The organism is Rhizobium sullae, assembly GCF_025200715.1.
Taxonomy (GTDB): Bacteria; Pseudomonadota; Alphaproteobacteria; order Rhizobiales; family Rhizobiaceae; genus Rhizobium; species Rhizobium sullae.
This window is the reverse complement of sequence record NZ_CP104145.1, coordinates 440,464-464,628: the sequence shown is the minus strand read 5'-3', so window position 1 is coordinate 464,628 and position 24,165 is coordinate 440,464. Positions and strand designations below refer to the sequence as shown.

Annotated in this window: 23 protein-coding genes and 6 pseudogenes; 20 read left to right on the top strand and 9 right to left on the bottom strand. The window is 59.3% G+C overall.

Annotated features, from left to right (window positions below; all coding sequences use genetic code 11):
* The first annotated feature begins 6 nt into the window (after nucleotides 1-6).
* The 6 genes from trbL to N2599_RS36365 all read left to right on the top strand — a co-directional run bounded on the left by trbL (nucleotide 7) and on the right by N2599_RS36365 (nucleotide 5,438).
* On the top strand, nucleotides 7-1,155 hold the full coding sequence (trbL, locus tag N2599_RS36390) for a P-type conjugative transfer protein TrbL (RefSeq protein WP_245209322.1): 1,149 nt from the start codon (nucleotides 7-9) through the stop codon (nucleotides 1,153-1,155).
* Nucleotides 1,156-1,175: 20 nt separating this feature from the next.
* On the top strand, nucleotides 1,176-1,838 hold the full coding sequence (locus N2599_RS36385; RefSeq protein ID WP_027513373.1) for a conjugal transfer protein TrbF: 663 nt from the start codon (nucleotides 1,176-1,178) through the stop codon (nucleotides 1,836-1,838).
* Between the two features lie 16 nt (nucleotides 1,839-1,854).
* Entirely contained in the window at nucleotides 1,855-2,667 is an 813-nt protein-coding gene (gene trbG / locus N2599_RS36380; RefSeq protein ID WP_027513372.1) for a P-type conjugative transfer protein TrbG, read from the top strand.
* 3 nt (nucleotides 2,668-2,670) lie between these two features.
* Entirely contained in the window at nucleotides 2,671-3,111 is a 441-nt protein-coding gene (trbH, locus tag N2599_RS36375; RefSeq protein ID WP_027513371.1) for a conjugal transfer protein TrbH, read from the top strand.
* Nucleotides 3,112-3,122: 11 nt separating this feature from the next.
* On the top strand, nucleotides 3,123-4,421 hold the full coding sequence (trbI, locus tag N2599_RS36370) for an IncP-type conjugal transfer protein TrbI (protein ID WP_027513370.1): 1,299 nt from the start codon (nucleotides 3,123-3,125) through the stop codon (nucleotides 4,419-4,421).
* Between the two features lie 312 nt (nucleotides 4,422-4,733).
* Nucleotides 4,734-5,438 carry an autoinducer binding domain-containing protein gene (locus tag N2599_RS36365; RefSeq protein ID WP_027513369.1) on the top strand — a complete coding sequence of 235 codons (705 nt, stop codon included), beginning with the start codon at nucleotides 4,734-4,736 and terminating at the stop codon, nucleotides 5,436-5,438.
* Between the two features lie 3 nt (nucleotides 5,439-5,441).
* On the opposite strand, the gene N2599_RS36360 is transcribed toward N2599_RS36365, so the two are convergent.
* The gene (locus tag N2599_RS36360; protein WP_027513368.1) at nucleotides 5,442-5,765 is read right to left on the bottom strand and encodes a transcriptional repressor TraM; all 324 of its coding nucleotides are present in this window, start codon (nucleotides 5,763-5,765) and stop codon (nucleotides 5,442-5,444) included.
* A 217-nt stretch (nucleotides 5,766-5,982) separates the two neighbouring features.
* Here N2599_RS36360 and N2599_RS36355 point away from each other — a divergent pair, with 217 nt between their 5' ends.
* The 4 genes and pseudogenes from N2599_RS36355 to N2599_RS36340 all read left to right on the top strand — a co-directional run bounded on the left by N2599_RS36355 (nucleotide 5,983) and on the right by N2599_RS36340 (nucleotide 8,405).
* Nucleotides 5,983-6,195, top strand: coding sequence for a helix-turn-helix domain-containing protein (locus N2599_RS36355; RefSeq protein ID WP_027513367.1), 213 nt, complete (start codon nucleotides 5,983-5,985; stop codon nucleotides 6,193-6,195).
* A gap of 520 nt (nucleotides 6,196-6,715) precedes the next feature.
* Nucleotides 6,716-7,114: pseudogene (locus N2599_RS36350) on the top strand (tetratricopeptide repeat protein); the annotation flags it as partial.
* A gap of 287 nt (nucleotides 7,115-7,401) precedes the next feature.
* Entirely contained in the window at nucleotides 7,402-8,034 is a 633-nt protein-coding gene (locus N2599_RS36345) for a DUF433 domain-containing protein (RefSeq protein ID WP_027513365.1), read from the top strand.
* On the top strand, nucleotides 8,031-8,405 hold the full coding sequence (locus tag N2599_RS36340; RefSeq protein WP_027513364.1) for a DUF5615 family PIN-like protein: 375 nt from the start codon (nucleotides 8,031-8,033) through the stop codon (nucleotides 8,403-8,405). The genes N2599_RS36345 and N2599_RS36340 overlap by 4 nt, the downstream gene beginning before the upstream one ends.
* A gap of 171 nt (nucleotides 8,406-8,576) precedes the next feature.
* Here N2599_RS36340 and N2599_RS36335 read toward each other — a convergent pair whose 3' ends face one another.
* From N2599_RS36335 to traA, 4 genes are read right to left on the bottom strand one after another with little or no spacing between them, the layout of a single operon-like run.
* The gene (locus N2599_RS36335; protein WP_027513363.1) at nucleotides 8,577-9,197 is read right to left on the bottom strand and encodes a TraH family protein; all 621 of its coding nucleotides are present in this window, start codon (nucleotides 9,195-9,197) and stop codon (nucleotides 8,577-8,579) included.
* A 16-nt stretch (nucleotides 9,198-9,213) separates the two neighbouring features.
* Entirely contained in the window at nucleotides 9,214-10,374 is a 1,161-nt protein-coding gene (locus tag N2599_RS36330; protein WP_027513362.1) for a conjugal transfer protein TraB, read from the bottom strand.
* Nucleotides 10,364-10,927, bottom strand: a complete 564-nt coding sequence (traF, locus tag N2599_RS36325) for a conjugative transfer signal peptidase TraF (protein ID WP_027513361.1) — start codon at nucleotides 10,925-10,927, stop codon at nucleotides 10,364-10,366. Before traF ends, N2599_RS36330 begins: the two co-directional genes overlap by 11 nt.
* The gene (gene traA, locus N2599_RS36320) at nucleotides 10,924-14,250 is read right to left on the bottom strand and encodes a Ti-type conjugative transfer relaxase TraA (protein WP_027513360.1); all 3,327 of its coding nucleotides are present in this window, start codon (nucleotides 14,248-14,250) and stop codon (nucleotides 10,924-10,926) included. The genes traF and traA overlap by 4 nt, the downstream gene beginning before the upstream one ends.
* 254 nt (nucleotides 14,251-14,504) lie before the next feature.
* Here traA and traC point away from each other — a divergent pair, with 254 nt between their 5' ends.
* The 8 genes and pseudogenes from traC (at nucleotide 14,505) to N2599_RS36280 (ending at nucleotide 19,773) form a co-directional block, all read left to right on the top strand.
* Nucleotides 14,505-14,813 carry a conjugal transfer protein TraC gene (gene traC / locus N2599_RS36315; protein ID WP_027513359.1) on the top strand — a complete coding sequence of 103 codons (309 nt, stop codon included), beginning with the start codon at nucleotides 14,505-14,507 and terminating at the stop codon, nucleotides 14,811-14,813.
* 4 nt (nucleotides 14,814-14,817) lie between these two features.
* Complete coding sequence (gene traD, locus N2599_RS36310; protein ID WP_027513358.1) at nucleotides 14,818-15,033, top strand: type IV conjugative transfer system coupling protein TraD; 216 nt, start codon at nucleotides 14,818-14,820, stop codon at nucleotides 15,031-15,033.
* Nucleotides 15,020-16,931, top strand: a pseudogene (traG, locus tag N2599_RS36305) (Ti-type conjugative transfer system protein TraG). The gene traD and the pseudogene traG overlap by 14 nt, the downstream one beginning before the upstream one ends.
* Before the next feature lie 231 nt (nucleotides 16,932-17,162).
* Nucleotides 17,163-17,774 (top strand): annotated as a pseudogene (locus N2599_RS36300) (HAD-IA family hydrolase); the annotation flags it as partial.
* Between the two features lie 80 nt (nucleotides 17,775-17,854).
* Nucleotides 17,855-18,478 (top strand): histidine phosphatase family protein, encoded by a 624-nt coding sequence (locus N2599_RS36295; protein WP_027513356.1) that lies wholly within the window; start codon nucleotides 17,855-17,857, stop codon nucleotides 18,476-18,478.
* Nucleotides 18,479-18,485: 7 nt separating this feature from the next.
* Nucleotides 18,486-18,980, top strand: coding sequence for an NUDIX hydrolase (locus tag N2599_RS36290; RefSeq protein ID WP_027513355.1), 495 nt, complete (start codon nucleotides 18,486-18,488; stop codon nucleotides 18,978-18,980).
* A pseudogene (locus N2599_RS36285) lies at nucleotides 18,980-19,545 on the top strand (P-loop NTPase family protein). The gene N2599_RS36290 and the pseudogene N2599_RS36285 overlap by 1 nt, the downstream one beginning before the upstream one ends.
* Before the next feature lie 42 nt (nucleotides 19,546-19,587).
* Nucleotides 19,588-19,773, top strand: a complete 186-nt coding sequence (locus N2599_RS36280) for an NUDIX domain-containing protein (protein WP_375714164.1) — start codon at nucleotides 19,588-19,590, stop codon at nucleotides 19,771-19,773.
* 217 nt (nucleotides 19,774-19,990) lie between these two features.
* On the opposite strand, the gene N2599_RS36275 is transcribed toward N2599_RS36280, so the two are convergent.
* Nucleotides 19,991-20,455, bottom strand: coding sequence for an Lrp/AsnC family transcriptional regulator (locus tag N2599_RS36275; protein ID WP_027513353.1), 465 nt, complete (start codon nucleotides 20,453-20,455; stop codon nucleotides 19,991-19,993).
* A 174-nt stretch (nucleotides 20,456-20,629) separates the two neighbouring features.
* Between N2599_RS36275 and N2599_RS36270 the strand changes: the two genes are divergently transcribed.
* The gene (locus tag N2599_RS36270) at nucleotides 20,630-21,253 is read left to right on the top strand and encodes a LysE family translocator (protein ID WP_027513352.1); all 624 of its coding nucleotides are present in this window, start codon (nucleotides 20,630-20,632) and stop codon (nucleotides 21,251-21,253) included.
* Nucleotides 21,254-21,506: 253 nt separating this feature from the next.
* Here N2599_RS36270 and N2599_RS38115 read toward each other — a convergent pair whose 3' ends face one another.
* The 3 genes and pseudogenes from N2599_RS38115 to N2599_RS36260 form a co-directional block, all read right to left on the bottom strand.
* Nucleotides 21,507-21,659 (bottom strand): hypothetical protein, encoded by a 153-nt coding sequence (locus tag N2599_RS38115; RefSeq protein ID WP_375714168.1) that lies wholly within the window; start codon nucleotides 21,657-21,659, stop codon nucleotides 21,507-21,509.
* A 2-nt stretch (nucleotides 21,660-21,661) separates the two neighbouring features.
* Nucleotides 21,662-21,790: pseudogene (locus N2599_RS36265) on the bottom strand (recombinase family protein); the annotation flags it as partial.
* Between the two features lie 203 nt (nucleotides 21,791-21,993).
* Nucleotides 21,994-22,368 carry a VOC family protein gene (locus tag N2599_RS36260; protein ID WP_051336823.1) on the bottom strand — a complete coding sequence of 125 codons (375 nt, stop codon included), beginning with the start codon at nucleotides 22,366-22,368 and terminating at the stop codon, nucleotides 21,994-21,996.
* A 59-nt stretch (nucleotides 22,369-22,427) separates the two neighbouring features.
* Here N2599_RS36260 and N2599_RS38175 point away from each other — a divergent pair.
* Nucleotides 22,428-23,862, top strand: a pseudogene (locus N2599_RS38175) (IS1182 family transposase).
* The last annotated feature ends 303 nt before the right edge of the window (nucleotides 23,863-24,165 follow it).

Genomic DNA, 24,165 nt, shown 5'->3' with positions numbered 1-24,165 from the left:
GCCGCAATGCTGCTCGCCGTCATCGTCACGGCGGCGGCTCAGCCAGCACTTGCACAGGAAGGCTCCGTCCTGACGGCGCTTCAGAACCAGGTTACTACTGCGGCAAAAGGGTGGGAAACCACTGTCATGGACGCCGCCAAGTCTCTCTTCTGGATCCTGGCAACGATCGAAATCGGTATCGCGGCAGTCTGGCTGGCACTCCAGGCTGCTTCTCTTGACAGCTGGTTCGCCGAACTTGTGCGGCGGATCATGTTCGTTGGCTTCTTCGCCTTCGTTCTGGCGCAGGGTCCGACCTTCGCCAAGGCGGTCGTCGACAGCCTCTTCCAGCTGGGCGCAGATGGCGGCACAGCCTCACCCGCTGATGTCTTCAATGCCGGATTGGCTGTAGCAACCAAGATGTCGGAAAGGGTTCAGTTCGGCCTCTTCGAGGATAACGCACTGGCAATCTCGGCAGCGTTTGCGATGGTCGTCACCGTCATCGCCTTTTCGCTGGTTGCCGCGATCTTCGTCTCCGTGATGGTCGAAATGTATATCGGGCTCCTCGCCGGCATGATTATGCTCGGCCTCGGCGGTTCGTCCTACACCAGGGATTTCGCAGTCCGGTATCTGATCTACGCTTTCTCGGTCGGGATGAAGCTCATGGCGCTCGTCATGATCTCGCGCATCGGCTCCGAAGTGCTGATTGGCCTCGCCAACCAGCCCGATATCGGCGACCAGTTTCAAACCGCACTTGCAATCGCAGGTATCGCCGTCGTTGTCTTCATCATCGCCATGTATGTCCCGAGCATCATGCAGGGCGTTGTCCAGGGCGCATCGGTTTCCGGCGGAATGGAAGCGATCCGCCACGGCGGGCAAGCGGCGTCTTTCGCAGCCGGGGCGGGCTTCCTTGCCGCTGGCGCCGCCGGCGCGGGCTTTGCAGCGGCTCAAGCCGCCCGCGCCGCGGGTTCCTCGGTCGCAGGTGCCGCTCTTCGTGGCATCGGTGCGGGCGTCAGTTCAGGCGCGCAAGCGACGGGATCGGCCGCAAAGGATAAGGCGATCGGGTCTCCCGGCGCCTATGCGGGTTCAATCCTCGGTCTGGCGAACGCCAAGCTCGATGAACAGCGGAGCGGTCATAGCGGACCGAAGCCTCATCCCGAACGCAACGACAAACCATAATCGAGACAAGGGAAGTATAAATGGCCGCGAACCGCGCCCCAGAAAATCCGTATCTTGCCGCCCGCCAGGAATGGTCCGAACGTTATGGCTCCCATGTTCAGGCTGCGGCCGCATGGCGCATCGTCGGCATCCTTGGGCTGACCATGGCGGTCATCGGCTTCGGCTATGCGATGTATCTCAGCACCCAGGTCAAGCTGGTGCCCTATGTTGTCGAGGTCGACAAGCTCGGAACCGCGGTCACGGCCGGCTTTCCCGAGCAGATCGAATATGCGGATGCCCGCGTGGTGCGCGCGACGCTCGGCAACTTCGTCACCAGCTTCCGTTCGATCACGCCGGATGCCGTCGTGCAGAAGCAATATATCGACCGGACCTACGCGCTGCTGCGAACCTCAGATCCGTCGACCCAGAAGATCAACGCCTGGTTCCGCGGCAATTCGCCATTCGAGAAGGCGAAGACATCGACGGTCGCCATCGAGGTCAACAACATCGTGGCGCTGTCGAACGAGACCTACCAGATCGACTGGACCGAGTACGAGAGGGATCGGAAAGGCAAGGAAACGGGGACGCGCCGGTTCCGCGGGATCGCGACGGTGACGCTGACCACGCCGCAGGACGAGGCGATCATCCGCCTCAATCCAATCGGCCTCTACGTCCGGGATTTCGACTGGACGGCGCAGCTTTAAGGGCAGGGGTACTCACATGCAAAGAACAGGATTATTCGCAGCGATCGGCTGCATGGCCGGCCTCGTCTTTGTGGTCGGCGCGCAGGCGCAGAGCATGACGACGAACGAGGTGAAGGGCACAAACCTTTCGGGCAAATGGCGCGGCACGCCGGGTCTCGTCACGAAAGGGCCGGATGGGAAGGTCATTTTCCTGTTCGGCGAAACGCAGCCCTCCGTCGTCTGTTCGCCGCTGCAGGTTTGCGATATTGAGTTGCAGGGCGGCGAGGTTGTTCGCGATGTCCTCGTCGGTGACACCGTGCGCTGGAAGGTGGAGCCTGCTTCCTCCGGGGCGGCAGGTGGGCAGGCGATACATCTGATCGTCAAGCCGTCCGAACCGGGCCTTCTCACCTCGATGGTCGTCACGACCTCCCGGCGAACCTATCATATCCAGCTCAAGTCCCATCCGAGCCAGTACATGGCGCGCGTGGGTTTCGAATATCCGGAGGACGTATCGACCAAGCTCGCCGACATCAATGCCCGCCTCGAGACCGGCGGCATTCCCGGCACGGCGCCGGATAAGCTGAACTTCTCCTATTCGATCAGCGGCGGCGCATCGTGGAAGCCGAAGCGGGTCTATTCGGACGGGGTGAAGACCTACATCCAGTTTTCGAAGTCGATCTCCGGTCAGGATGCGCCGGTGCTGTTCGTCGTCTCCGGCGGCCAAAACCGCATCGTCAACTACCGTATGAAGAACGACATGATGATCGTCGACTATGCGGTCGACAAGGCGATCCTCGTTTCCGGGGTGGGTTGGCGGCAACAGAAGATCACCATCCGGCGGGGAGGTTGAACGATGCGGAAGCTTCTCCCGTTTGTCATCGCCGCGGCATTGCTTACCGGTTGCCAAACTTCTGACGATGCAATGACCACCAGCTCAACGCCTGTAGCCGTCACCGGGCCGGCCGCAAGCGCCATTGCCGGCGACATGGCAAGCCGGCTCGCCGAGCAGATCGGCCCGGCCGGTACTGCGACGACGATCAAGATGGACAAGGACATATCCGAGTTCGCGACAGCCCTCGAGGCGGCCCTGAAGGGGTGGGGCTACACGGTGATCACGGACGGCAAAGTCGCCAAGGACATCAAACCGGTCGAGCTTGCCTATGCAATTGATGGTTTTGACGGGCAGGTGCTGGCGCGGCTTTCGACGCCTTCGATCGCCCTTAGCCGTGCTTATACGACGACTGCGGCGGGTGCTGTGCCGGCTAGTCCGCTTTCGGTCATGCAGCGCAACTGACGGAGACGAATATGGTCCAATCGCTCCAGCTTGGCGCGTCCAACCAGGCCGACGATCAGAATGGCATGCGCCGCCTCAATCGCCTGCCAATCATCGTTGCCATCATCGTCATCGTGCTGTTCTTCGGTGTCGTCGTGATTGGCCTGTCTTGGCGCGGGCTCTCGTTCAACCGTGGCAACGACATCGAAAGCGCGTCCAACACCCCAGCGACAAATTTTGGCGACCAACTCAAACGCGGTATATCGGATGGAATCATCGGGGATCCGCTTGAGCGCGAGGCTTTCCAGCCGACGCCTGTCACTGAGCAGAAAGTCGAGAGGCAAGAACCGGTCGTTGAACGCCGGCCCACAGATGGGCAGGAGCAGCGGACCAGGCTCGAATCCGAAGAGGAGTGGAAAGCGCGCCTGAAGCGAGAGCAGGATGAGCAGTATATCCGCGAGACCCAGCGCCAGCGGATGGCCCGCCTCCAGGCCCGCGCCACGGCGCTCGATTCGCCGCTGAAAGTCGACGTGTCCGATGCCGAAAAGGCCTCAGATCCCACGAGCACGGGCCGTCAGACGACAAAGGCCCCGATAAACAATGCGTCGGACCTTTATGCTGCCGCGATGAAATCCGGCTTGATGGGTGAGAATGTCGATCCGAACGCCCAGACATCGAAGGAGGATTTCTTCAATCAGGACGTCAAGGACCTTGGCTACCTGCCGAACCAGGTCGTACCGCAGATGTCGCCCTACGAATTGAAGCGCGGTTCGGTCATCCCTGCCACATTGATCACCGGCCTCATTTCTGACTTGCCGGGGCGCATTACCGCGCAGATCAGCCAGAACGTCTACGACAGCGCCACCGGGTATCGTCTGCTCATCCCGCAGGGCGCAAAGCTGCTCGGCCGTTACGATTCCAAGGTGTCCTTTGGCCAGGAACGGGTTCTCGTCGTCTGGACAGACCTCATTTTCCCGAACGGTTCGACGTTGCAGATCGGCGGGATGGCCGGCACGGATGCCGAAGGCTATGGCGGCTTCAAGGACAAGGTCGACCGACATCTTTGGCGGACCTTCGGTTCAGCGGCCCTGGTGGCGATTATCGGAACGGGGATCGATATGTCGTTGCCCGAAAGTTCGACGCTTGCGACGCAGGATACGGCCTCGGATGCCGCGAGGCGGAATTTTGCGGAAAGCTTCGGTCGCGTCGCGGAACAAACGATTTCGAAGAATCTGAACGTGCAGCCGACGATCCGTATCAGGCCAGGCTACAAGTTCAACGTCCTAGTCGATCAGGATATTATTTTCCCGGGTTCCTATAGCGGCCGATAGCTCGGTTACGAGTCTCAGATTGGCGCTATTTCGTCGCGTTTGGTTAGTCCCTGCTATGCGGCCACGATGAGGTGGCGGCGCAGATCTTTCTCCGGCTATCTTTTTATTCAGAGAAATTGAATGCCATGTAGACGTGCGTCGATCTATCGTGCAACACTCTGGGTAAGCCTCGGGAAGAGCGGTATCATGGGTCATGACTCGAAGCCTCACTGGCTCCATCTTGCCGGACGTCACATCACATAAATAAGCGGCGCGCGAAAGTGCCGCGGATTGGGAGGGCTCGCAACTGCGAAAGAAGATAGGAGAAAGTCAGTGGACGGATACCTTCGCTCTCTCATCGACATGGCAGAAGCCGCGCACGATGAACGTATGATCAAAAGCGCCCTGAAAAGCTTTGCGAACTCTTCTGGTTTTGAGCGTTTCGCGTATTTGCAAACCGAAGGCGCAGCGATCTGTACCTTCAACTCCTATCCCGATGATTGGCAGGACATTTACCTCGGCAGCCAATATTCCCGCATCGACCCAGTGGTCACGGAAGCCAAGCGTCGCATGGAGGTGTTTTCCTGGACGGCTGATGATTGGAAAGCCCGTGGAACCTCCGAGCTCAAGCGCTTTCGAGACCAAGCGATCGAACACGGCATTCGCAGCGGGGTGACAATTCCCGTCGAAGGAAGTTTCGGCTCCACGATGATGCTGACCTTTGCCTCGTCGGAGAAGAAGGTTGAAATTTCAAAATTGCAGGATCCGCAGAAAGCGATGCGCGCAGTCCTGACGATCCATTATCGGCTGAAGATCATAGCTGCGGCGACAATTGTCGCCCCTAAGCGGTTACTTTCACCAAGGGAAGCGATGTGCCTCATGTGGGCAGCAAAGGGCAAAAATGCCCCGGAGACTGCCGTGCTCACGGGAATCAACCCGAGAACAGTGCAGCACTATCTCGACAGCGCGCGTCGAAAGCTAGAAGCAGCGACCGTTCCGCAACTCGTAGCGATCGCTAAGGACCACGGGCTGGTCTGAGCGTCATTCTTCGCCATCCAGGGCAACATCAGGGACATAGCCAAGCGCGTCGATGATTTCCGAAAGCTCCTCCTGCTGAGCTTCGGATTTCTTCTGACGCGCGAGATACTCGTCTTGCAGGCTCTTGAGCACGTCGCTGGAAGTCGTCGGGACGGCGGTCGCGCGGGTCCACTCTTCATAGACAGCTTCGTCCGCGACGAGCAGCCGGCGGTGTTCGAGGATTGCAGCGACTGCCAACGCCTCTAATTCTGACTTTTGCATCGAACTGCAGGGAGGTTCTCTCACATCTCTTTTGTCGTTCGCGTCGGATGAGTCCACGCCCTTCATCCGTTTCTCCTCTCACTTTATTCTCTCATTGCTCGAAAACAACGCCCTCGTCCGCATATACGGTTTAAGCGATGAGTGCACTGCCTGACTTCCAGACGATCATGCCCCTATATCCGAAGGGCGTGGATGATCAGCTGGACGAGCAATATCACGTGCCGTGCGGAATCGGAACTATCGTTCCTGGAACGATCATTCCTATTCAGGCTCCGCTCGCGTCATGGATCTCAAGGAGGTCATGGCGATTAATCTGCGTCGGATACGTCATGGCAAGCAACTGACGCAGGAAGAACTGGCGGACCGGTCGAGCCTGAGCGCGCGCTATATCGGGGCGATTGAGCGCGCCGATGTTTCCGCCAGCGTCACGGTCCTCGGCCAGATCGCCGAGGCGCTGGGTGTCGACCCAGCCGAGCTTGTGACAAAATCTGGATGACGGCCTCATCGCAGTGCGAGGTGTAGTAGCGGCGCGCAGCCTTTCATTGGTTTTGACAACCTGCGTGGAGTGTGGCCTGCTGTCCTCAGTCCTAGGACAGCGGACACTTGAAATGAAAAGCCAAGACACATGCGGGTGATTGTCTTTTCGGCGAAGTAGCTGACAAGTCCGAAATCCAGTGGCGAACAGAACCCCATACACTTGCGAATGCCTTGGCAAAAGTGCCGTTCCCGAACTCGCCAAATTTCCTGCACGCCACCGTCTCGTCCGGAGCTTCCGTTCCAGGGGATTCGTTGCGCCGGAAGTCACGAACATCGATCTGGTGGCGGGGAGGCTGCTGGTCGCGACGGACGGGTTCTGGGCAGAACTATCGCCAGCCGACCGGATGTCCTTTTTGGACGGTCGTTGCTACGAGGGAAGGGTTGAATATGACGATTGCAGCGTTCTTTGCATGAATGTCGCTGAAATCACCTATGCCGAGACGACTTTCAGCCCAGAGGCGGCTACGAATTTTTACATTCGCAGCGCGGAGCTTTTGGACCGGGCAATCACGCTCAATCCGGGCGGAGGCGGGTACTATCACGGAATCCGCGCCCTTGCGGCCTACATGCTTGGAGACTACCCGGCAGCGGCTGCCGGAATCAAACAGGCCGACCTCCAGAGGTTCCCGCTCTTCCACGTCGTGGCCGCCGTCATCTATGCGGAGGCCGGTATGCCGGATGGGGCCCGTCGAGCGGGCGAGACGTTCATGCGGATGCGTCCGGATTTTATCCGCAACATTCTGGCTGAGCTCACGATAAGAAACTACCGGCCCGAGGACCAGTTGCGCCTGGCTTCAGGACTTCGAAAGGTGGGACTACCAGTACCGGACGGCGTGGAGGCAGCGATCGCGAGCGCGGCCGCTGCGCCGCCTGACTAGAGGCGCATGCCCGACCATAGCTAGCAGCTTTCCCTACCGGTAACTTCCGTGATGCTACGGGCGTGCCGCTCGTTCTTCGCCTAGTCTCCGCGCATAGGCCGTCGGCGACTGATGCTGAAGCGGCCGCCGAAGGAGCCTCAGATGCCAACCACCGAGCTTGACGATTAAGAGAAGTTGTCTTGCGGACTGCCGGGTTCATGCCCAGCCGGCAATGACGAGAATTCATTTGTGCGATCCACATTGCAAATGCCCACGCATCATATATATTCTTTCGAAGGAGAATAATTATGGCTGCAGCACTTCGCGAATACACACCCACTGAGGCGGCTGCCGTGAGTGAGATTGGCATCAAGTCGGTACACAACGCGATCGACAAACGGATCATTGGAAGACCCTCTACCAGCCACCGAAGCCGTGCGATCACTGACGACGATCTGCTGCGCCTGAAGCTCTGGTTCGGCGTCGGTTCGATCCTTTCCGCCGAGCGCCGGAAACGCCTCTTTGCCGCCATCGACGAAAATCCTGAAGCCGACACGGTCAGAGCGGACGACTATCTGATCGTCGACGTCGCAAGAGCGAGGGAGCACTTGGCCGCGCGCGGCGAAGCACTCAGGGAAGCGGACAAGATCATCCACAGCGTGAAAGGCTTGGTTGGCGGCGAGCCGGTCTTCAAAGGCACGCGCGTTCCAGTCCGAACAATCGCTGCGATGAAATTGCAAGGCGCTGCCACGGACGAGATCGTCGAGGGCTATCCGGCTCTCACTGCGCGCATGGTGGACCTCGCCGAAATCTGGGTAGCGGCTCATCCTGCCCGTGGGCGGCCACGAAAGTTGTCGGAGCAGGGACTGAAAGTGAAGTCGGCGAAGCGCTTGCCTCTTGGAAAGGCCGGTACCGAAAAGCACTCGGGCACGGCTTCGTGAAGTTTCTCGTCGATGAATGCCTGCACACATCGCTCGTGGCCGTGGCTCAACATCACGGCCACGATTGCTTTCACGTCAATTGGCTAGGCCTTAGCGGCGAGACCGATTGGGATCTGATGCCTCGGATCGTCGCGGAAGATTTTACCTTCGTGACGAACAATGCCCGTGACTTCAGGAAACTCTATGCGCGAGAGGATCTGCATGCCGGCCTGGTAATCATCGTGCCGCAAGTTCTGCCGGGACAGCAGCGGGAATTGTTCACGCTCGTTCTGCAGGAACTCGCCGCTTCTCCGGATCTGCTGAACGAGGTGATCGAGATCGCCATCGAAGAGGGCGAGGCTCTGCTGACGCGCTATGCACTGCCAGAGTGAAGATCAATTCCCGCCAATCTTGACAGATCGATCCGAATCCCGACGCCCCGACGTTATGTATCTGGCTCACACTAATTTCATGCGTCGGAAACACACTAATTTCATGCTTTTGGACTCGCGTGGAGTTCTCGCTCGACCGAACATGCCTCACGCGAAAAGGCGAACTCAACGCTATTGCTGACCACCAATGCGAGATAGATCGACCCGTATCCCCGCAGAGCCAATTTTCTTTTCGTCCGAAGGTTCTTCCTCAGTCTGGAGCGGAGCCCCGGCATCGACTGTATCCGCCTCCGATTTATCGGCCCGTGGCTCCTCTTGGTTGGCTAGTGCCCCGCTTGGGTCCTCCGCCTGAAACACACTCACGCCCTCGAACTCACCAGTTTTCCATGCGTAAACCGCATCCTCGAAAATCTGCGGGAAGACGTCTTTGCTCGTGGGGTTGCCATACCATTTCGCAACGATCCTGAGGACCTTGGCGAACATCGCCGTGCCTTTGCGGAGGTTCTGGCAGGCATCGACAAGGTCCTCCTTCAGATCCGCCGGTTCCTTGACTCCCACGCCAGCAGGGAACTGGGTCAGCCCAACGCGAACGACCGCCTGACCAGTATATTGCCGTACGATCGCCATCGCCTCGTCCGCCGACGTCGCTTTCTGCACGAGGATCAACCGGCCGCCCGATTTGACGGTGACGGCGAGGGGATCAGCCGAGCCCGCTGCCATCACGAACTGCTCGACGATCGGGGGCTTGAGAGAAGGGTCTGCGCATTCTTTTATCAGGGCTGCGTCGATCATGGTGTCTCCTGAGCACTCAGGTGTTGAAGGCAATAACAAGCGGCTTTGCGAAGAGCTTTGACCACGCCGTGGTAGCGGCTCGCTGGATAGCAACGATTGATGTCCCTTCGGTCCACCAGCCGTTTCCGATGGCAATGATGAAGTCAGGATCGTGCAGCATGGATTGCAGGACGGGCCAGACGATCAGTTGCTCATAGCAAATCAGTGGTGCCGCCCTGTTGGCATCGACAGCGACGACCGAGTTCGCGAAGAAATCCGCCCGGGCGCCGCCGCTCTCCCCCCGGAATCGCCATGGTTGCCACATCGAACCGGGAACCGGCATGCGTTCGCGATAGAGGATGCGGCCGCCCTTCCTGTCGATCGCGACGAGAACATTGTCATAGCCCCTTGGATCGACCACTACTGCGCCGACGATGACCGTCGCATCGGCATCGCCGGACGCGGCTGTCCAAAGCCGCTCCACGGTCGGTGTCCAGAAGCCGAGCGCAGTTTCCGGCAGCACCACAAAGCGTGCGCCATCGCTGGCCGCATTCCGCACCGTTGCGATCAGGTCACGCTGGCGGTGAAGATCGGCGTCCCGACCGAGCGAAGCGCCCAATTCGAGGTCGACACCGCGCCAGCCATTGGGTAGACGCGGCTCGGTCCACGATGCGGCGGACCACAGCCAAAGGCCTGCGAAGGCGATGGCGACAGCTGGCCAAATGCGGGTTACGAGGCCCGCGAGGCCAGCTGTCATGAAGCCCAATCCCCACCATCCCCAGCCCGGAAACAGAACACCGGCGGCGGTGACAGGATGCGCCCAGCCCGTGATGCCGAATGGCGGGATGGTCATGATGACGGCAGCGAGGAAATAGCGAAATGGGCGAAGGGCAGCGCTCGTCGCCCAGAGGGCGGCATGCACCGTGACAAAGCTCAATGACGCACACAGCCAGAGCAACAGGCCCGGCCAGATATCCGACGAATAGAAGGTGGCCACGCCTTGCGGCAAACCACGTGATGCGGCCAGAAAATATCCGGCGGAGACAAGTGCCGCCACCAATCTCGTTCGCGCGATCGACCACAGAACGGGAAACCCCAGTGCGACGGGTAGAAGCAACACATGGCCGCTCCAGCCCACCACGCCGACCGCGATCGAAGCGAATATCAGCAGCGCCGGCCGAAGGTAATCACGGCACATAGGTGAACACCTCCTGCGCCAGCCCGAGAATGCCGGAGATCGGCACCGGGCCAAAATATCGGGAGTCATAGGAGCCGGGGAATGCGGAATGCAGGAAGACATATCCTGGCGGTACGATGCTGCTCGGAAAGGGCGTCAACGGCCGGCCTTTTCCATCTCGTAGTGCGAGACTGGAAGAGGACACCCCCCGCCCATCCACGCTCAAGCTAACGCCGATTTCGACATGCTGTCCTGCGACGGCGATTACGGTCTTGATCAGCGGCGCGACACTGCCTGGGCAGGAACCGGAACGAAGATAGCCACGGGCTCTCGCTGCCCGCATCGCCGCCGTTTCCGGTGGGCAGATGAACACCAGGTCGTCGATAGCCGCCGGACGATAAAGCGGAGCGATGCGCCAGAGACCAAGTGGTTCGCTTGGCGTTAGATTGATGCGGTAGCCGCCGGCGACGGCAGTCACGACCAGCAGGATGGCGGCCACCGCCGCCATCGACAGAACCACAATGGCTCGTCGTTGCTGCTTGGTTATCGACCGGCGGGTTGCAGCCCCGGTCATTTCAGCGAGAGCCCTTGGCTCTTGGTTTGCCGCAGCGTCTCGGCATGCTTGAGCGCTTCCGTCGTTCGTTCATAAGCGGCAAGTTGCTGGACCGTCCGCATGGAATTCCACGCGGACTGGACCTCCGCCTTCTGGCCGGCCGTCATTCCTGCTGTGACGGTCTCGAAAGTCTTGCCATCAGTGTCTTTCGCAGACAAAGGCAGGAAGGTCCGTTCCCCGAAACGTTCGGAAACCGCCTTGGCGAACCCTTCGAGTTCTGCTTTCACCATTTTGTCGGCGAGCGCGTATTCGACGCCAGCCGGGAGATCGTTGCGATCGATCGCATCGTGCACGCGTTCGAGCGTTTGCTTGGCGGCTGGAGAGAGCGCCGGGATGTCGACCGAAACCTTGAGCCGGACCGCGCGCTCCTCCGTCTCATGTTTGAATTCGGCCTCGGCCCGCTCACGTAGGTAGCGTTCAAGATTACGGGCGAGCGCGGCCACATTTGCGACCGCTTTCTCCCGGTCCTGCTTGTCGGCACGGCTCGCCAGAAGACCGGTCTTGCCGTTGAGCGCGCCAAAGCTTTCTGGCTCGCCGGCAATCCTTGCCAAGGTGGACTGCGCGACCGACTGGTCCTTGACCATTGCGTCGACATTGATCGCCTTGAAGGCAGCTTCCGGCTTCGCGTAGACGAGCTGGAAGCGGGTCGAGACGTCCTCCCATTGCTTCTTGAGCCCGGGATCGGCGGCGAGCTTGTCTTCGACAGCCTGGTCGAGCGATTTCGGGAAGGTGGTGATGCCTGATACCATGGGCTTGGCCTCCTTGATTGTGTCCGGGATGGAGTGTTTGTTGCTGCCGCGGACCAGTCCGAGTGCCGCACCGATGGCGGCTAGACGGGCGCCGAGGTCGGCGAGTTTCTGTTTTTGTCGGACGGCCCATTGGAGGCGATCGTGTGCGATCGTGCGGGCGACGTTGACAAGATGAAGGCCTCGCGCTTCCGCGAAGCGCAGCGCTTGGCCGTAGAACGACGCCTTCTCGTAATCGAGGGTCGTCTCCTTGGCGTTTCGGCGCGACAGGATCGGGATGAGGCCGCCGGATTTCGCGAAGGAGCGACTGCCGTAGTAGACGGCGAGATCCTCACGATGGCGCGTCATGGCCACATAGGTAAGATGCCGGTCCAATGAAAGGGAAGCAAGCACCTTCACCCGGTCGACGGTCGCGCCCTGGCTCTTGTGGATCGACGTCGCATAGCCGTGGTCGAGGTTGTTATAGAAGCGCTGCTCGATCGTGACCTGGCGACGATGCTCCCCTTCGCCGATCTCAGCGACGATCCGGCCGGGCGCAGCCTCAAGCACCTTTGCGAGCATGCCGTTCTTGACGCCAAGGCTGCCCTCGTTCTTGAGGAACACGATCTGGTCGCCGGTCGCGAACATGCGGGTTCCGTCCTCTGTCTTGAACGCAAATCCGTCTGCGATGACGCCGCGTTCGACCAGCTTGGCGCGCGCCATCTCGTTCAACATCCGAACATCGCGGCGAAGGTGTGCGAGGATCAGGCTGGTCTTCGAAGGATCGTATTCGCGATCCCAATCGGCAATGAGGCTTTCCACCGCCTGCGCCTTGAGGTCCAACCCCCTGACGTGCCCATGTGCACGATAGGCATCGACCGCTTTGCCGACATTGCCGCGAGCGAGATCGAGCGACGCGTCGCGCATCCATTGCTGGCGCTGACGATAGATCGTGTCGAGTTCGGCATAGCCGATGCGATCGGCAATCGCTCGGAAGGCGGCACCCGCTTCGATCGGTTGAAGCTGTTCCGGATCGCCGACCAGGACGAGTTTGGCACCGGCCTTGGTGACGGCTTCGACGAACAGCGCCATCTGCCGCGACGACGCCATGCCCGCCTCGTCCAGCACGAAGACGGTCTTATCGTCGAGCTGGTTACGGCCCTGGTTCCAGCGCAGCTCCCACGACGACAATGTGCGGGACTGAATGCCGGCTTCCTTCTCCAGGCCTTCGGCCGCTTTGCCAGCTAAGGCGCCGCCAACGACCCGATAGCCGGCCGCTTCCCACGCCTCGCGCGCCGCCCTCATCATCGTCGTCTTGCCGGCGCCGGCGCGACCGACGACGGCGGCGATCCGTTCGCCGCCAGCGACATGTTCGATGGCCGTTCGCTGCTCATCCGACAGACGGGCATGGCGCGCCAAGGTCGCCTGCAGCACCGCCTCACGGAGGTCATGGGAGGCGCGACCGGAGAGCCAGATCGCGCGATTGGCCATCTCGGCTTCAAGCCGGATCATCTCACGGGTCGTATACTTGGCTGGTGTTCGAATACCAGTCGCAAAGTTGATCCGCTCGCGTTCGAGGCGAAGCGCTTCCGGGCTCTGCAGGATCCTGACCATCAGGCTCTGGAACAGAGCGGCATCGTCGATATAGCGATACAACACCTTCGCAACATCGCGTTCGTCGAAGACGCTCTTCTCCCGCGTGATCAGGTCGAGCACGATCTCCGGACGGCGCTGGATGCGCCGCGCATTCTCGCTGCGGCGCCGCTCCTGAAGCTCGATGCGTTCGAGTTTGGGAGTCGAGGTCTCCGACTTGTGGTCGGATTGCTCGGCCTTGCGCTCGATGGCTTTGGCGCCGACGCCGAGGTGAATGGTTGGCTCGAGGTCGATACCCTGCTTTTCGAAGGAACGGCCATCGATGCGGATATCGAGGCCGGCAAGCGCCAGATGTTTGTTCTGGCAGGCGAACCAGCCGTCGCGAAACGCATTGAAATCCTCAGTGCAACCGGCCCACAGCTGATAGACGATTTTGCCGGCGTCATTTCGGATTGGCTTGCCGTCCGGGCCGAGCACCGCGACCTTCTTCGAACCGAAACCGTTTTCGGTCAGCGGGCGCAATGTGGTCATGAGGTGGACGTGAGGATTGCCGGGGGCGTCGTGATAGACCCAGTCCGCGACCATGCCTTGCGCGGTGATGTGCTGCTCCACAAAGTCGCGCATGAGCGCGATGTTCTGCTCGGCCGTCAGCTCGAGCGGCAGGGCTATGGTGACGTCCTTGGCGAGCTGCGCGTCGGATCGCTTCTCGAAGCCCTCCGCTTTGTTCCAGAAGGCCTCGGATGCCCCGGCGACCGAGTGATCGGCAATCATGTTGCGCACCCATTCCGGCGCGTCGGCAGGGATCACGAACTCCTCATGCAGGAGCCCCTGCTTTCGCGTGTAGTCGATCGTCCGGGCTTCCCGTTCGAACTCCATCTTGGCGCAGTGCCGGTAGGCCGCCGACAGGACGGCGCTGCGGCCGGAGCCACGGGCGACGACGCTGACGGAGAAGTGAGGGACGGCCACGGCGGAGTTCTCTCCCGGTTGCGAACGAAATCAAAGGGTTCGTCGGGAGCGGCGGCCCCACCAGGCTCTCTCAGCAACACGTCGCGCCAGCGACGTATAATTGCGCCCTTGGAAGCCGCTCCTTCGGAACGGCCGGGATGATCCACCAAAGCATCGCCGTTGGCGATTGTAGGATTCACAGTAGTGCGTTCCGCACTCCGCTCCGAAAAACTGGCTTCGAAAGACACGCTTTCTCAGCCAGGGAGACAATCGGAATGAAGAAGCCATCCGCGAAAATCCGCGACGAAATTGCCAAACTGCAGGAGCAGCTCAAGCTCGCCGAGACCAGGGAAGCCGAGCGGATCGGCCGGATCGCGCTCAAGGCGGGCGTCGGCGAGATCGAGATCGACGAGGCGGAGCTTCAGGCAGCCTTTGAGGAAGTAGCGAAGCGGTTTCACGGAGGCCAAGGGGGAGGGAAGAGCGCGACGACCGGAGGGAAGAAGGGCGCCGGCGACAGCAGCGGACAAGCGTCGGCCGCGGCGGACGCGCCTGGCGCGGGCGCGGGCAGCGCTGGCGAGGCTTGAACGCATGAGCAGGACTTTGACATCCGACGCCCGCAAGAAGGACACGCGCGAAAAAATCGAGCTCGGCGGCCTGATCGTCAAGGCAGGACTGCGCTACGAGAAGCGGGCGCTGTTGCTGGGCGCGCTGATCGATCTCGCCCGCCGTATCAAGGGCGACGATGGCGAGCGATCCAGGCTCACCGGACTCGGCGTGGAGGACTTCGGCAATGACGATCAATAGGATTGCGCTCGTCGTCGTGCCAGCGGCGATGATGATCCTGGTCGTCATCGGAATGACCGGGATCGAGCAGTGGCTTTCCGGTTTCGGGAAAACCGAGGCCGCACGACTGGCATGGGGGCGGGCGGGGATCGCCTTGCCCTATGTAGCCAGTGCGGCGATCGGGATTGTTTTCCTGTTCGCGAGCGCCGGCTCGATCAACATCAAGCAGGCAGGTTGGGGCGTCGTCGCGGGATGCGGTGGGACGATCTTGATCGCCGCACTTCGCGAAACAATGCGCGTTTCCGCTTTTATGGAGACGGTACCCGCCGATAAGACGGTCTTGGCCTTTCTCGATCCGGCAACGTCGATCGGAGCGAGTGTGTCGCTGTTATGTGCCTGCTTCGCGCTCCGCGTGGCGCTCATCGGCAATGCGGCATTTGCACGGGCCGAGCCAAAACGCATTCAGGGCAAGCGGGCGCTGCATGGTGAAGCGGATTGGATGAAGCTCACAGAGGTGGCAAAGTTGTTTCCCGATACTGGTGGTATCGTCATCGGCGAGTGCTATCGGGTCGACAAGGATAGCGTCGCGGCACAAGCGTTTCGTGCCAGCAGCGCCGAAACCTGGGGCGCCGGCGGCAAGTCGGCCTTGCTGTGCTTCGATGGCTCGTTCGGCTCGTCGCATGGGATCGTCTTTGCCGGTTCGGGCGGTTTCAAGACGACGTCGGTGACCATCCCGACGGCACTCAAATGGGGCGGCACGCTGATTGTGCTCGATCCATCGAACGAGGTCGCACCGATGGTCTCCGGGCATCGGGCCGGAGCGGGAAGGGACGTGTTCATTCTCGATCCCAGAAAGCCGGCCACTGGCTTTAACGTCCTTGATTGGGTCGGACGTTTCGGCGGAACCAAGGAAGAGGATATCGCCTCGGTCGCCTCATGGATCATGAGCGACAGCGGCGGCGCGCGCGGTGTCCGTGACGACTTTTTTCGCGCATCGGCGCTCCAGCTGCTGACGGCACTCATCGCCGATGTCTGCCTGTCCGGTCACACGGATGAAAAAGACCAGACGCTTCGGCAGGTGCGCATGAACCTCTCCGAGCCTGAGCCGACATTGCGCAAGCGGCTGCAAGATATCTACGACAATTCCGGCTCGGATTTCGTGAAGGAGAACGTCGCAGCCTTCGTCAACATGACGCCGGAAACCTTCTCTGGCGTCTATGCCAATGCGGTCAAGGAGACACACTGGCTTTCCTATCCGAACTATGCCGCCCTTGTGTCGGGAAAGAAATTCTCGACTAGCGACATCGCGGCGGGAGACACCGACGTCTTCATCAACATCGACCTCAAGACCTTGGAGACCCATTCCGGTCTTGCGCGGGTCATCATCGGCTCGTTTCTGAATGCGATCTACAATTGCGACGGACAAATAAAGGGGCGCGCGCTGTTTCCTCGATGAGGTCGCCCGCCTCGGCTACATGCGGATCATCGAGACCGCGCGCGACGCCGGACGCAAATACGGCATCACGCTGACGATGATCTACCAGTCGATCGGTCAGATGCGCGAAACCTATGGCGGTCGCGACGCGGCGAGCAAGTGGTTCGAGAGTGCCAGCTGGATCTCGTTCGCGGCGATCAACGATCCCGAGACCGCCGATTACATATCGAAACGCTGCGGCATGACCACCGTCGAGATCGACCAGGTCAGCCGCAACTTCCAGGCAAAGGGATCATCTCGGACGCGCTCGAAGCAGCTCGCTGCCAGACCACTCATCCAGCCCCATGAAGTTCTGCGGATGCGGGCGGACGAGCAGATCGTGTTCACCGCGGGCAACGCGCCGCTCAGATGCGGCCGCGCCATCTGGTTCCGGCGCGACGAGATGAAGGCATCCGTCGGCACGAACAGGTTTCACCGCAAGTAAACGCCCATTCCGGAGAGAAGCGCGGCCCTTGAAAAGCCGTTGATCGTTGGACGAGCGCAAGGGCAAGCCTTCATTTGAAGCAGTGTTCTCTGCTGGAAGGGGTCAAAGGGAAAGACATTGCGGCTGCCGCAAAACTACCTATTCTGTGACGTCGCAAAGGTCAGGAAAACAAGTCTCCCCTTGATCGGGAGTTTCGCGACAAGGAGACAATCGATTTTGATCAGCGCATTGATGGTCGATGTGGATGGAGTCTTGGTTTGCGGTCGCCCTTCAGACGGCAGACCTTGGGCATCCACCATCGAGGATGATCTAGGTTTTTCAGCCGCGGACCTTCAACGAGAGTTCTTCATTCCTCACTGGAACGAGATCGTTGTCGGGCGCTGCGGTTTGGCTGATCGCCTGAAGCCCACCTTGGCAAAGATAGCTCCGCATCTGTCCTACGATGATTTTGTTGCCTATTGGTTCGAAAACGATGCCCGGCTGAACACTGAGCTGCTTGAAGAACTTCGCCAGGAGCGCGACGCCGGAAAGAGAGTTTATCTGGCGACCAATCAGGAGCACGTCAGGGCAGCGCATCTGATCGAGGTGCTGGGCTTAGGTGGCCATTGTGATGGCATCTACTATTCAGCAGCGTTGGGAATCCGCAAACCCGATCGTGCCTTCTTTGAACAGGCAGCTAGCCTTTCAGGGCTTCCGGCAGAGCAACTGCTTTTAATAGATGATACGCCTGCAATATCACGGCCGCACGAGCGTCTGGCTGGATCGCTGTCCAGTGGCTGGAAGGAAGCTCCCTGTCCGCTACGCTGGCAAAACTCCGATCCGATCTGTCGCAAAAATTCTAAAGCCTGTTACGTCACAGGTTCTAGTCGCTTAATGTGTCGCACGTTTCGAATTATCGCGACAGAAATTCAAGACGAATTGCTATGAAGAATCTATTTGTTGTCACACACACTCAGTCTATCCATCACGTCGAAAACAAGGTCGGAGGCTGGTACGATACTGGCCTGACCGCACAAGGTGAAGCTGACGCAGGAGTTACAGCTGACAGGTTGGCCGCAACAATAGGTGACGCTCCCGTGGAAATTTTCAGCTCCGATCTTTTACGGGCTTCGCAAACTGCCGCAATTATCGCTGACCGCTTTCTCTGCCCGATCGAAACCACCAGCGATCTCCGGGAACTCAGCTATGGTTCTGCTGGCGGCATGCCGCAAGCATGGCTCGATGCGCGCCAGATCCCAGCTCCCGACAACGATAGGATGGACCACCGAGGCGGAATCGAGGACGGTGAGACCAGACGTGAAATCGCAGAGCGGGTCTATCGATCCATAGATCGCATTGCATCACGCCCCTGTGACAACCAGATCATCGTCACTCATGGTTTTGCGCTCACCTTCGTCATCGCCGCCTGGATCATGATGCCGATCGAAGCTGCTGGCTTTGTCAGTTTTCCGGCAAAATCGGGCAGCATCACCCACCTTCGGCAGGATGATTATTGGCGGAGCCGTGCTGTCCTGCGGTTGGCAGACACCTCTCACCTGAAGGAGTAGCGCCGTTATGGCTGAAATTCCGATCCGATGCTTTGCGGTGTCTGTCGTTCTTCTACGCAGGGTGCCTGCCGAATGCGAAGTGTTGCTTCTACGCCGGAATCACACGCTGGTGGGCGAATGGTGCCAGATCGCCGGCGCGATCGAGGAGGGTGAAAAGGCATGGGAAGCGGCGCTACGCGAAGCGAGCGAGGAGACAAACCTCACCTGCGACCGTCTGTATTCCGCAGATATTTGTGAGCAGTTCTACGAGGCCGATCGTGATGCCATCAGCATGTTACCGGTCTTCGTCGGTTTCGTGGATGCTGATGCGACCGTCGTCCTCAATCACGAACACAGCGAATTTCGATGGGTGTCCTTCGAGGCGGCCTTGGAAATGGTGCCATTCGCAGGGCAACGTCATGTACTGAGGCATGTAGAGGCCGAATTTGTAAGACGTGAGCCGGTTCGGCATCTCTTGATCGAAGCGGCTTGTCGGTGGCCCTGGTCAGCAAGGAATTCGTGATGCCTCGATATGTCTCTTTGAACGAAGCAGCGGCGAAGCTAGCCAGCGCTAATCGAATTCTTGTGATCGGCTGCTCTGGAGGGGGAAGACGACCTTTTCCGAGAGGATTGCGAACAGGTTCGGGCTGGAATTCCAGTCGCTCGACCGGGATGTCAGGTGGTTGCCTGGGTGGAAAGAGCGCGCCCGTCAGGAACAAAGGACGCTCATCGCCGAAATGGCGCAGCGGAGTCGATGGGTCATGGACGGCAGTGGGACATCGTCTTTTGATCTCAGACTACCACAAACAGATCTTGTTCTGTGGGTCCGTGTTCCCCGGCGTGTCGCCTTATTGGGACTGGCAAAACGAGTTGCCCGTTTCTACGGTTCGGTGCGACCGGCCATGGCGCCGGGTTGCCCTGAACGGCTGCCAGACCGGGAGTTCCTTTCCTATATCTGGAATTTCGAGAAGAAGTACGCGCCGATCTTCATTCAAAGTATCGACCGGCATGGGCCCAATGTCCCGGTCGCGGTGCTCCGTTCCCACCGGGAGATGGCCCGGCTGTTAAAGATGTCATCAAATTTCTGACTTTTCAGTCGATTAAGGCTGATCCCGCATGGAGGGAACGTTTTGATTGAGAAAGCCATGGTCTACGGCACCACCTCTCGCGGTCTTTTGGTATTTGATGAACCCGATTTTCCTGAAATTCCCATACAAGTGCCGGGAGGAACAGTCGAAGCGGGGGAGCAGGTGATTGATGCCGCCCGCCGTGAATTCGGCGAGGAAACCGAGCAAAGCCCCGCCCTTCGAAACTGAGCTTGAACTGAAGCGGGAGCAGTTGGCGTGTGCAATGGCCGCTTTTGGCGCGACCGAGCCGGCCGCAGGACTCGGTTCTGCCGTACAGCCGCGGAGCTCTCTACGTCGCGGTTGGGTGGAAGAAGGTCATTCGTCTCACTCAACGGAATGAGCAGGGTGCGCCAACAGCAGTCATTGCGGCAACCCACCCCTTGCCCGTCCACCTGTCACGTCTGCCCTACTCGAATTTCAGTGGCAGAGAATTTGTCTTCTTGATGGTCTTCAACATGATACTCGACTTTACCGAGAGCAACCCTCCTGCCTTATGGATCATCCGCTCAAGGAACTCGCTGAGGTGATCAAGGTCCTTCACCGTGATCTTCATTAGAAAGTCGGCGTCACCAGTCTGGGAATAGCATTCAAGGATTTCGGGCGCGTCTTCGATGAAACGATGCAGCCTTCGATTTCCCTCTTCCGTATGAGAACTCAGACTGATCGTGGTGTAAGCGGTCACGGCCAGACCGAGCTTTTTGGCGCTCAGTACGCATACCGACTTCTCGATGTACCCCTCCTGCCGCAGCCGCTCGAGACGCCGAGCGCATTGCGATCCCGAAAGCGCGACGCGCTCGGACAATTCGGCGTTGGTGAGATCGGCGTTGTCTTGGATCGCTGAAAGGAGGCGGATATCGAACTGATCGAGCATCCCAAGGATACCTCCTGCGCATAATTCGCATAATTGCCTTGAAGGTGCAAAAAATTCGCACGGAAATCAAGTTAGGCACTGAGGAATGCGGTCCATCCGCAGTTCGATCGCGCTATCTTCAATACACTTAACGACCAAAGCCGCCCAATGTGCCGATTACCTCAGGAGATAAGAATGCTTTCACTCGACGTCGCGCTCTCGTTCGCGGCCGCCGCTACGGTCTTGTGCTGGGTGCCCGGCCCGGACAATGTGTTCGTGTTGACCCTGTCCGCGATCCACGGCCGCGCTGTCGGCATTTTCGTCACGTTGGGGCTGTGCGCAGGGCTCGTATTTCACACACTCGCGGTCGCGTTGGGCGTTGCCGCGATCTTTCAGACCTCCGAACTAGCCTTCAACGGATTAAAGTTCGTCGGCGCGTGTTATCTGGTCTACCTCGCGTGGAAGGCATTCAGGGCGGCCCCTGAAAGGCTCATCAAGGGCGAAAGCTCCGTTGCCGCACGCGGCATGATCCTCCGGGGCCTGGTGATGAACGTCACAAACCCGAAGGTCGCCATATTCTTCCTTGCGTTTCTGCCACAGTTCACGTCTCCGGCCAGCGGCAGCGTGGTGCTCCAGGTGTTGGCGTTGGGCGCGATCTTCATCACCTGTGCTTTCTTCTCCTTCGTGACCATCGCCCTTCTCTCCGGTTCGATCAGTACATGGCTCAAAGGCTCCGACAAACGGCAGCTCGTCCTCAACCGTAGTGCAGGTGTTGTTTTCGTCTGCTTGGCCGCGAAGCTGGCGACGGCCCATGCCTGAGATTAGAAGATATCTGCAAGCGGTTCGACGGGTATATGCGTGGGAGACCACGGTCAGTGTCCGCTTAGGGCACCGGAACTCTCAGCGTTATGGGCGAATGGCAGCAACGGGTCGCTTCAAGCCGTTGCGCGAAGGGCAGCTTTTGAGAAGGGAAATGAATGTCGCGAAAAGGCGCTTCTTTCTCGTTCCGACCGAGGGTAGCTACGGAAGAAAACCACCTCTGGCGACCTTCCCTTGTCGCGAAAACTCCCGATCAAAGCGATGGTTTTGCAACTGACTTTTGCACAGTCGCAGAACTCAACTTTTGCGACAACATTTCCTCCTTCCCGCTTTCCTTCTGATGTCGAGCCCAGACGCGCTTCACCTGCGCTTCGCTGCAGCCGGTCAGCTTCGCCGTCCTGCTGATACTGATGCCTTCTCGCGGTAAACGCCGGCGATGTAGTACCCGGCGTCCCTCGCCTCAGCGATGATCGGTTCCTGGCGATCAAGATCCTGCCCTTGCGTACTGACCCGCAGATAAACGCGAGCAACGTGCATATCCCCCTCCCGCTCGGCTCATTTAGATATACCTCAATGCGCTCTGGCTCAGAATTCGGGCAAGCGGATAGCCCCATAGGCTGGGTCAGAAATACGCCGCAGCAACCGTCATGGTTGCGGGTGTCGCGAAACTGCCTATTGTGGGACGGTGCAAAAATCAGACGCAAAACTGTCGCTTTAATCCGGGCAGACTGTCCAAAAACTCATCTGCGTGTTTCAGAGGGCCGTGAATATAGCAGCACCCGCCGCCCATCTGGGTCAGCTAAGATTATGCGGTTGCCTAGTGGCGTCTCCATCGGCGGCTCAAGGATCTCGAAGTTATTATTCTTTGCTATTCGCTCGGCTTCGTCGGTGTCAGCGATTTCGAATCCGAGCATCACCGCGTCTTTCGGCTGGGCGTATGCCGTCGCCGGATAAAACTCGACGATCGTTTCTTTGCTCTCAGAGGAATAATGTACGGGCCCTGCACCATGCTTTTCGCTCTGGAAGCTTATGCCGAAGTGCCCGTAGAAATTAGCCGTCACCTGTGGGTCGACGGAATAGAAAGTGAGAAAATCCAGCTTAGGAACATCAGACATTACGACCTCATTCAACGACCGACGATTCCGCTTTGGCGACCGTCGTGGTAGTTTATGGCATGGTACATCTTTCTGGAACAGATCGCTCGCAACTGCTGCTTCTGCCGGAAGCGGTTGATGATTATGTGGGGCCGGATAACCCGGTCCGCTTCATCGAAGCCTTCATCGATGGCCTCGATCTCAACGCCACCGGCTTCGTGCGGGTGGCGGCAAAGAACACCGGTCGGCCGGGCTTTGATCCTGCCGATTTGCTCAAGCTGTACACCTACGGATATCTCAACCGCGTGCGATCGAGCCGGCGGTTAGAGGCTGAGGCCCATCGCAACATTGAGGTGATCTGGCTGCTGCGGCATCTGAAGCCCGACTTCCGCACCATCGCCGATTTCCGGCGGGTAAACCGGTCGGCATTCAAGCAGGTCTTCCGTGAATTCGTCATTCTCTGCCGGCAACTCGACCTGTTCGGGCGAGAGCTTCTGGCGGTCGATGGCACGCGCATCAAAGCGGTCAACAACAAGGATCGCAACTTCACGCGGGGTGCGCTCACCAAGTTTATCAGGGAGGCTGACGAGAAGCTTTCCGACTATATGAAGCGGCTCGATGAGGGCGGAAGAAGAAGTCAGCGCCGGCAGTTCTGGCCGAGGTGATGGCAAACTGGCCGAAAAAATCGCAGCGATCAAGGGCAAGCGCGACCGGCACAAAGCGCTGCTGGACGAGCTGGATCGCACCGGCGAGGACCAGATCTCGCTGACCGATCCGGATGCCCGAGCCATGGCGCGTATGACGAAAGTCGGCGTGGGTTACAACATCCAGCTGGCCGTGGACGTGAAGCACAAGCTAATCGCCGAACAGGAGGTCTGCAACCAGGTCCTCGATATGGGGCTTCTGGCGCCGACGGTCGAGGCGGCGATGGACACGCTCGGCGTCGAAGAGATCGAGGCGGTTGCCGATCGGGGCTACTTCAAGATCGAGGATATCGAGGCCTGCGAGAAAGCCGGCATCACTGCATACGTGCCCAAGCCGATCCGCGGTCCAGCCGTGGCCCAAGGGTTCTTCTCCAAGCAGGAATTCCGCTACGATGCTGAGGCGGATGTCTATACCTGCCCGGCTGACCAGGTGTTGCGACCGCGCTACTACGGCAAATCCCGCGAGAACGTGAAGGTGATCTATTGCGACCGCAAAGTTTGCAAGACCTGTAGGCTGCGTCCGTCTTGCACCGCCAAGTCCTATCGAGGGATTACCCGGCTTGAAAACGAAGCCGTGCTGGATCGCATGGCGGATAGGCTTGCTGCCAGGCCCGGCATTCTCGACATCCGCAGGGAAAGCGTCGAGCATCCCTTCGGCACGGTGAAGCAATGGATGTATCAGGGCGCGTTCCTGATGCGACGCCTGGAAAACGTCCAAGGGGAGTTTAGCCTGACGGCCCTCGCCTACAATATCAAAAGGGCGATCACAATCGTCGGCGTACCGGGACTAATGGCCGCCGTCAGAGCGTAAGAGACCCAATGAAACGCCAAAGCCGACCAAAATCGGCATATCCGCCTATACCGCCTGCCAAATACCCCCTAAGAGTTGCGTAGTTGGGTTTTATGTCAAAGATCGCAAAAACTCTGAAAACGATCACATATTTGATGATCCTAAGAGTTCTCGGACGCTCTGCCCCGAGTTTTGAATCGCTTCTGCACCCTGATTTCTGCAGCGTCGCAGCACGGGGACTTTAGCGACGAATCGCGCTTGTCTCCACCGAAAACAGAGTTGCCCATGAGCGGCATCGGCGCTCTTTTTGCTCGGCGGGGCCAG

Bases quoted from the DNA above. Each gene is read 5' to 3' on its own strand.
- trbI (WP_027513370.1), top strand. From the start codon at position 3,123: ATGGTCCAATCGCTCCAGCTTGGCGCGTCCAACCAGGCCGACGATCAG.
- trbG (WP_027513372.1), top strand. From the start codon at position 1,855: ATGCAAAGAACAGGATTATTCGCAGCGATCGGCTGCATGGCCGGCCTC.
- traC (WP_027513359.1), top strand. From the start codon at position 14,505: ATGAAGAAGCCATCCGCGAAAATCCGCGACGAAATTGCCAAACTGCAG.
- N2599_RS36345 (WP_027513365.1), top strand. From the start codon at position 7,402: ATGGCTGCAGCACTTCGCGAATACACACCCACTGAGGCGGCTGCCGTG.
- N2599_RS36270 (WP_027513352.1), top strand. From the start codon at position 20,630: ATGCTTTCACTCGACGTCGCGCTCTCGTTCGCGGCCGCCGCTACGGTC.
- N2599_RS36330 (WP_027513362.1), bottom strand. From the start codon at position 10,374: ATGTGCCGTGATTACCTTCGGCCGGCGCTGCTGATATTCGCTTCGATC.
- N2599_RS36295 (WP_027513356.1), top strand. From the start codon at position 17,855: ATGAAGAATCTATTTGTTGTCACACACACTCAGTCTATCCATCACGTC.
- N2599_RS36260 (WP_051336823.1), bottom strand. From the start codon at position 22,368: ATGTCTGATGTTCCTAAGCTGGATTTTCTCACTTTCTATTCCGTCGAC.
- N2599_RS36275 (WP_027513353.1), bottom strand. From the start codon at position 20,455: ATGCTCGATCAGTTCGATATCCGCCTCCTTTCAGCGATCCAAGACAAC.
- N2599_RS36355 (WP_027513367.1), top strand. From the start codon at position 5,983: ATGGATCTCAAGGAGGTCATGGCGATTAATCTGCGTCGGATACGTCAT.
- traF (WP_027513361.1), bottom strand. From the start codon at position 10,927: ATGACCGGGGCTGCAACCCGCCGGTCGATAACCAAGCAGCAACGACGA.
- trbL (WP_245209322.1), top strand. From the start codon at position 7: ATGCTGCTCGCCGTCATCGTCACGGCGGCGGCTCAGCCAGCACTTGCA.
- N2599_RS36360 (WP_027513368.1), bottom strand. From the start codon at position 5,765: ATGAAGGGCGTGGACTCATCCGACGCGAACGACAAAAGAGATGTGAGA.
- trbH (WP_027513371.1), top strand. From the start codon at position 2,671: ATGCGGAAGCTTCTCCCGTTTGTCATCGCCGCGGCATTGCTTACCGGT.
- N2599_RS36385 (WP_027513373.1), top strand. From the start codon at position 1,176: ATGGCCGCGAACCGCGCCCCAGAAAATCCGTATCTTGCCGCCCGCCAG.
- N2599_RS36335 (WP_027513363.1), bottom strand. From the start codon at position 9,197: ATGATCGACGCAGCCCTGATAAAAGAATGCGCAGACCCTTCTCTCAAG.
- N2599_RS36290 (WP_027513355.1), top strand. From the start codon at position 18,486: ATGGCTGAAATTCCGATCCGATGCTTTGCGGTGTCTGTCGTTCTTCTA.
- traD (WP_027513358.1), top strand. From the start codon at position 14,818: ATGAGCAGGACTTTGACATCCGACGCCCGCAAGAAGGACACGCGCGAA.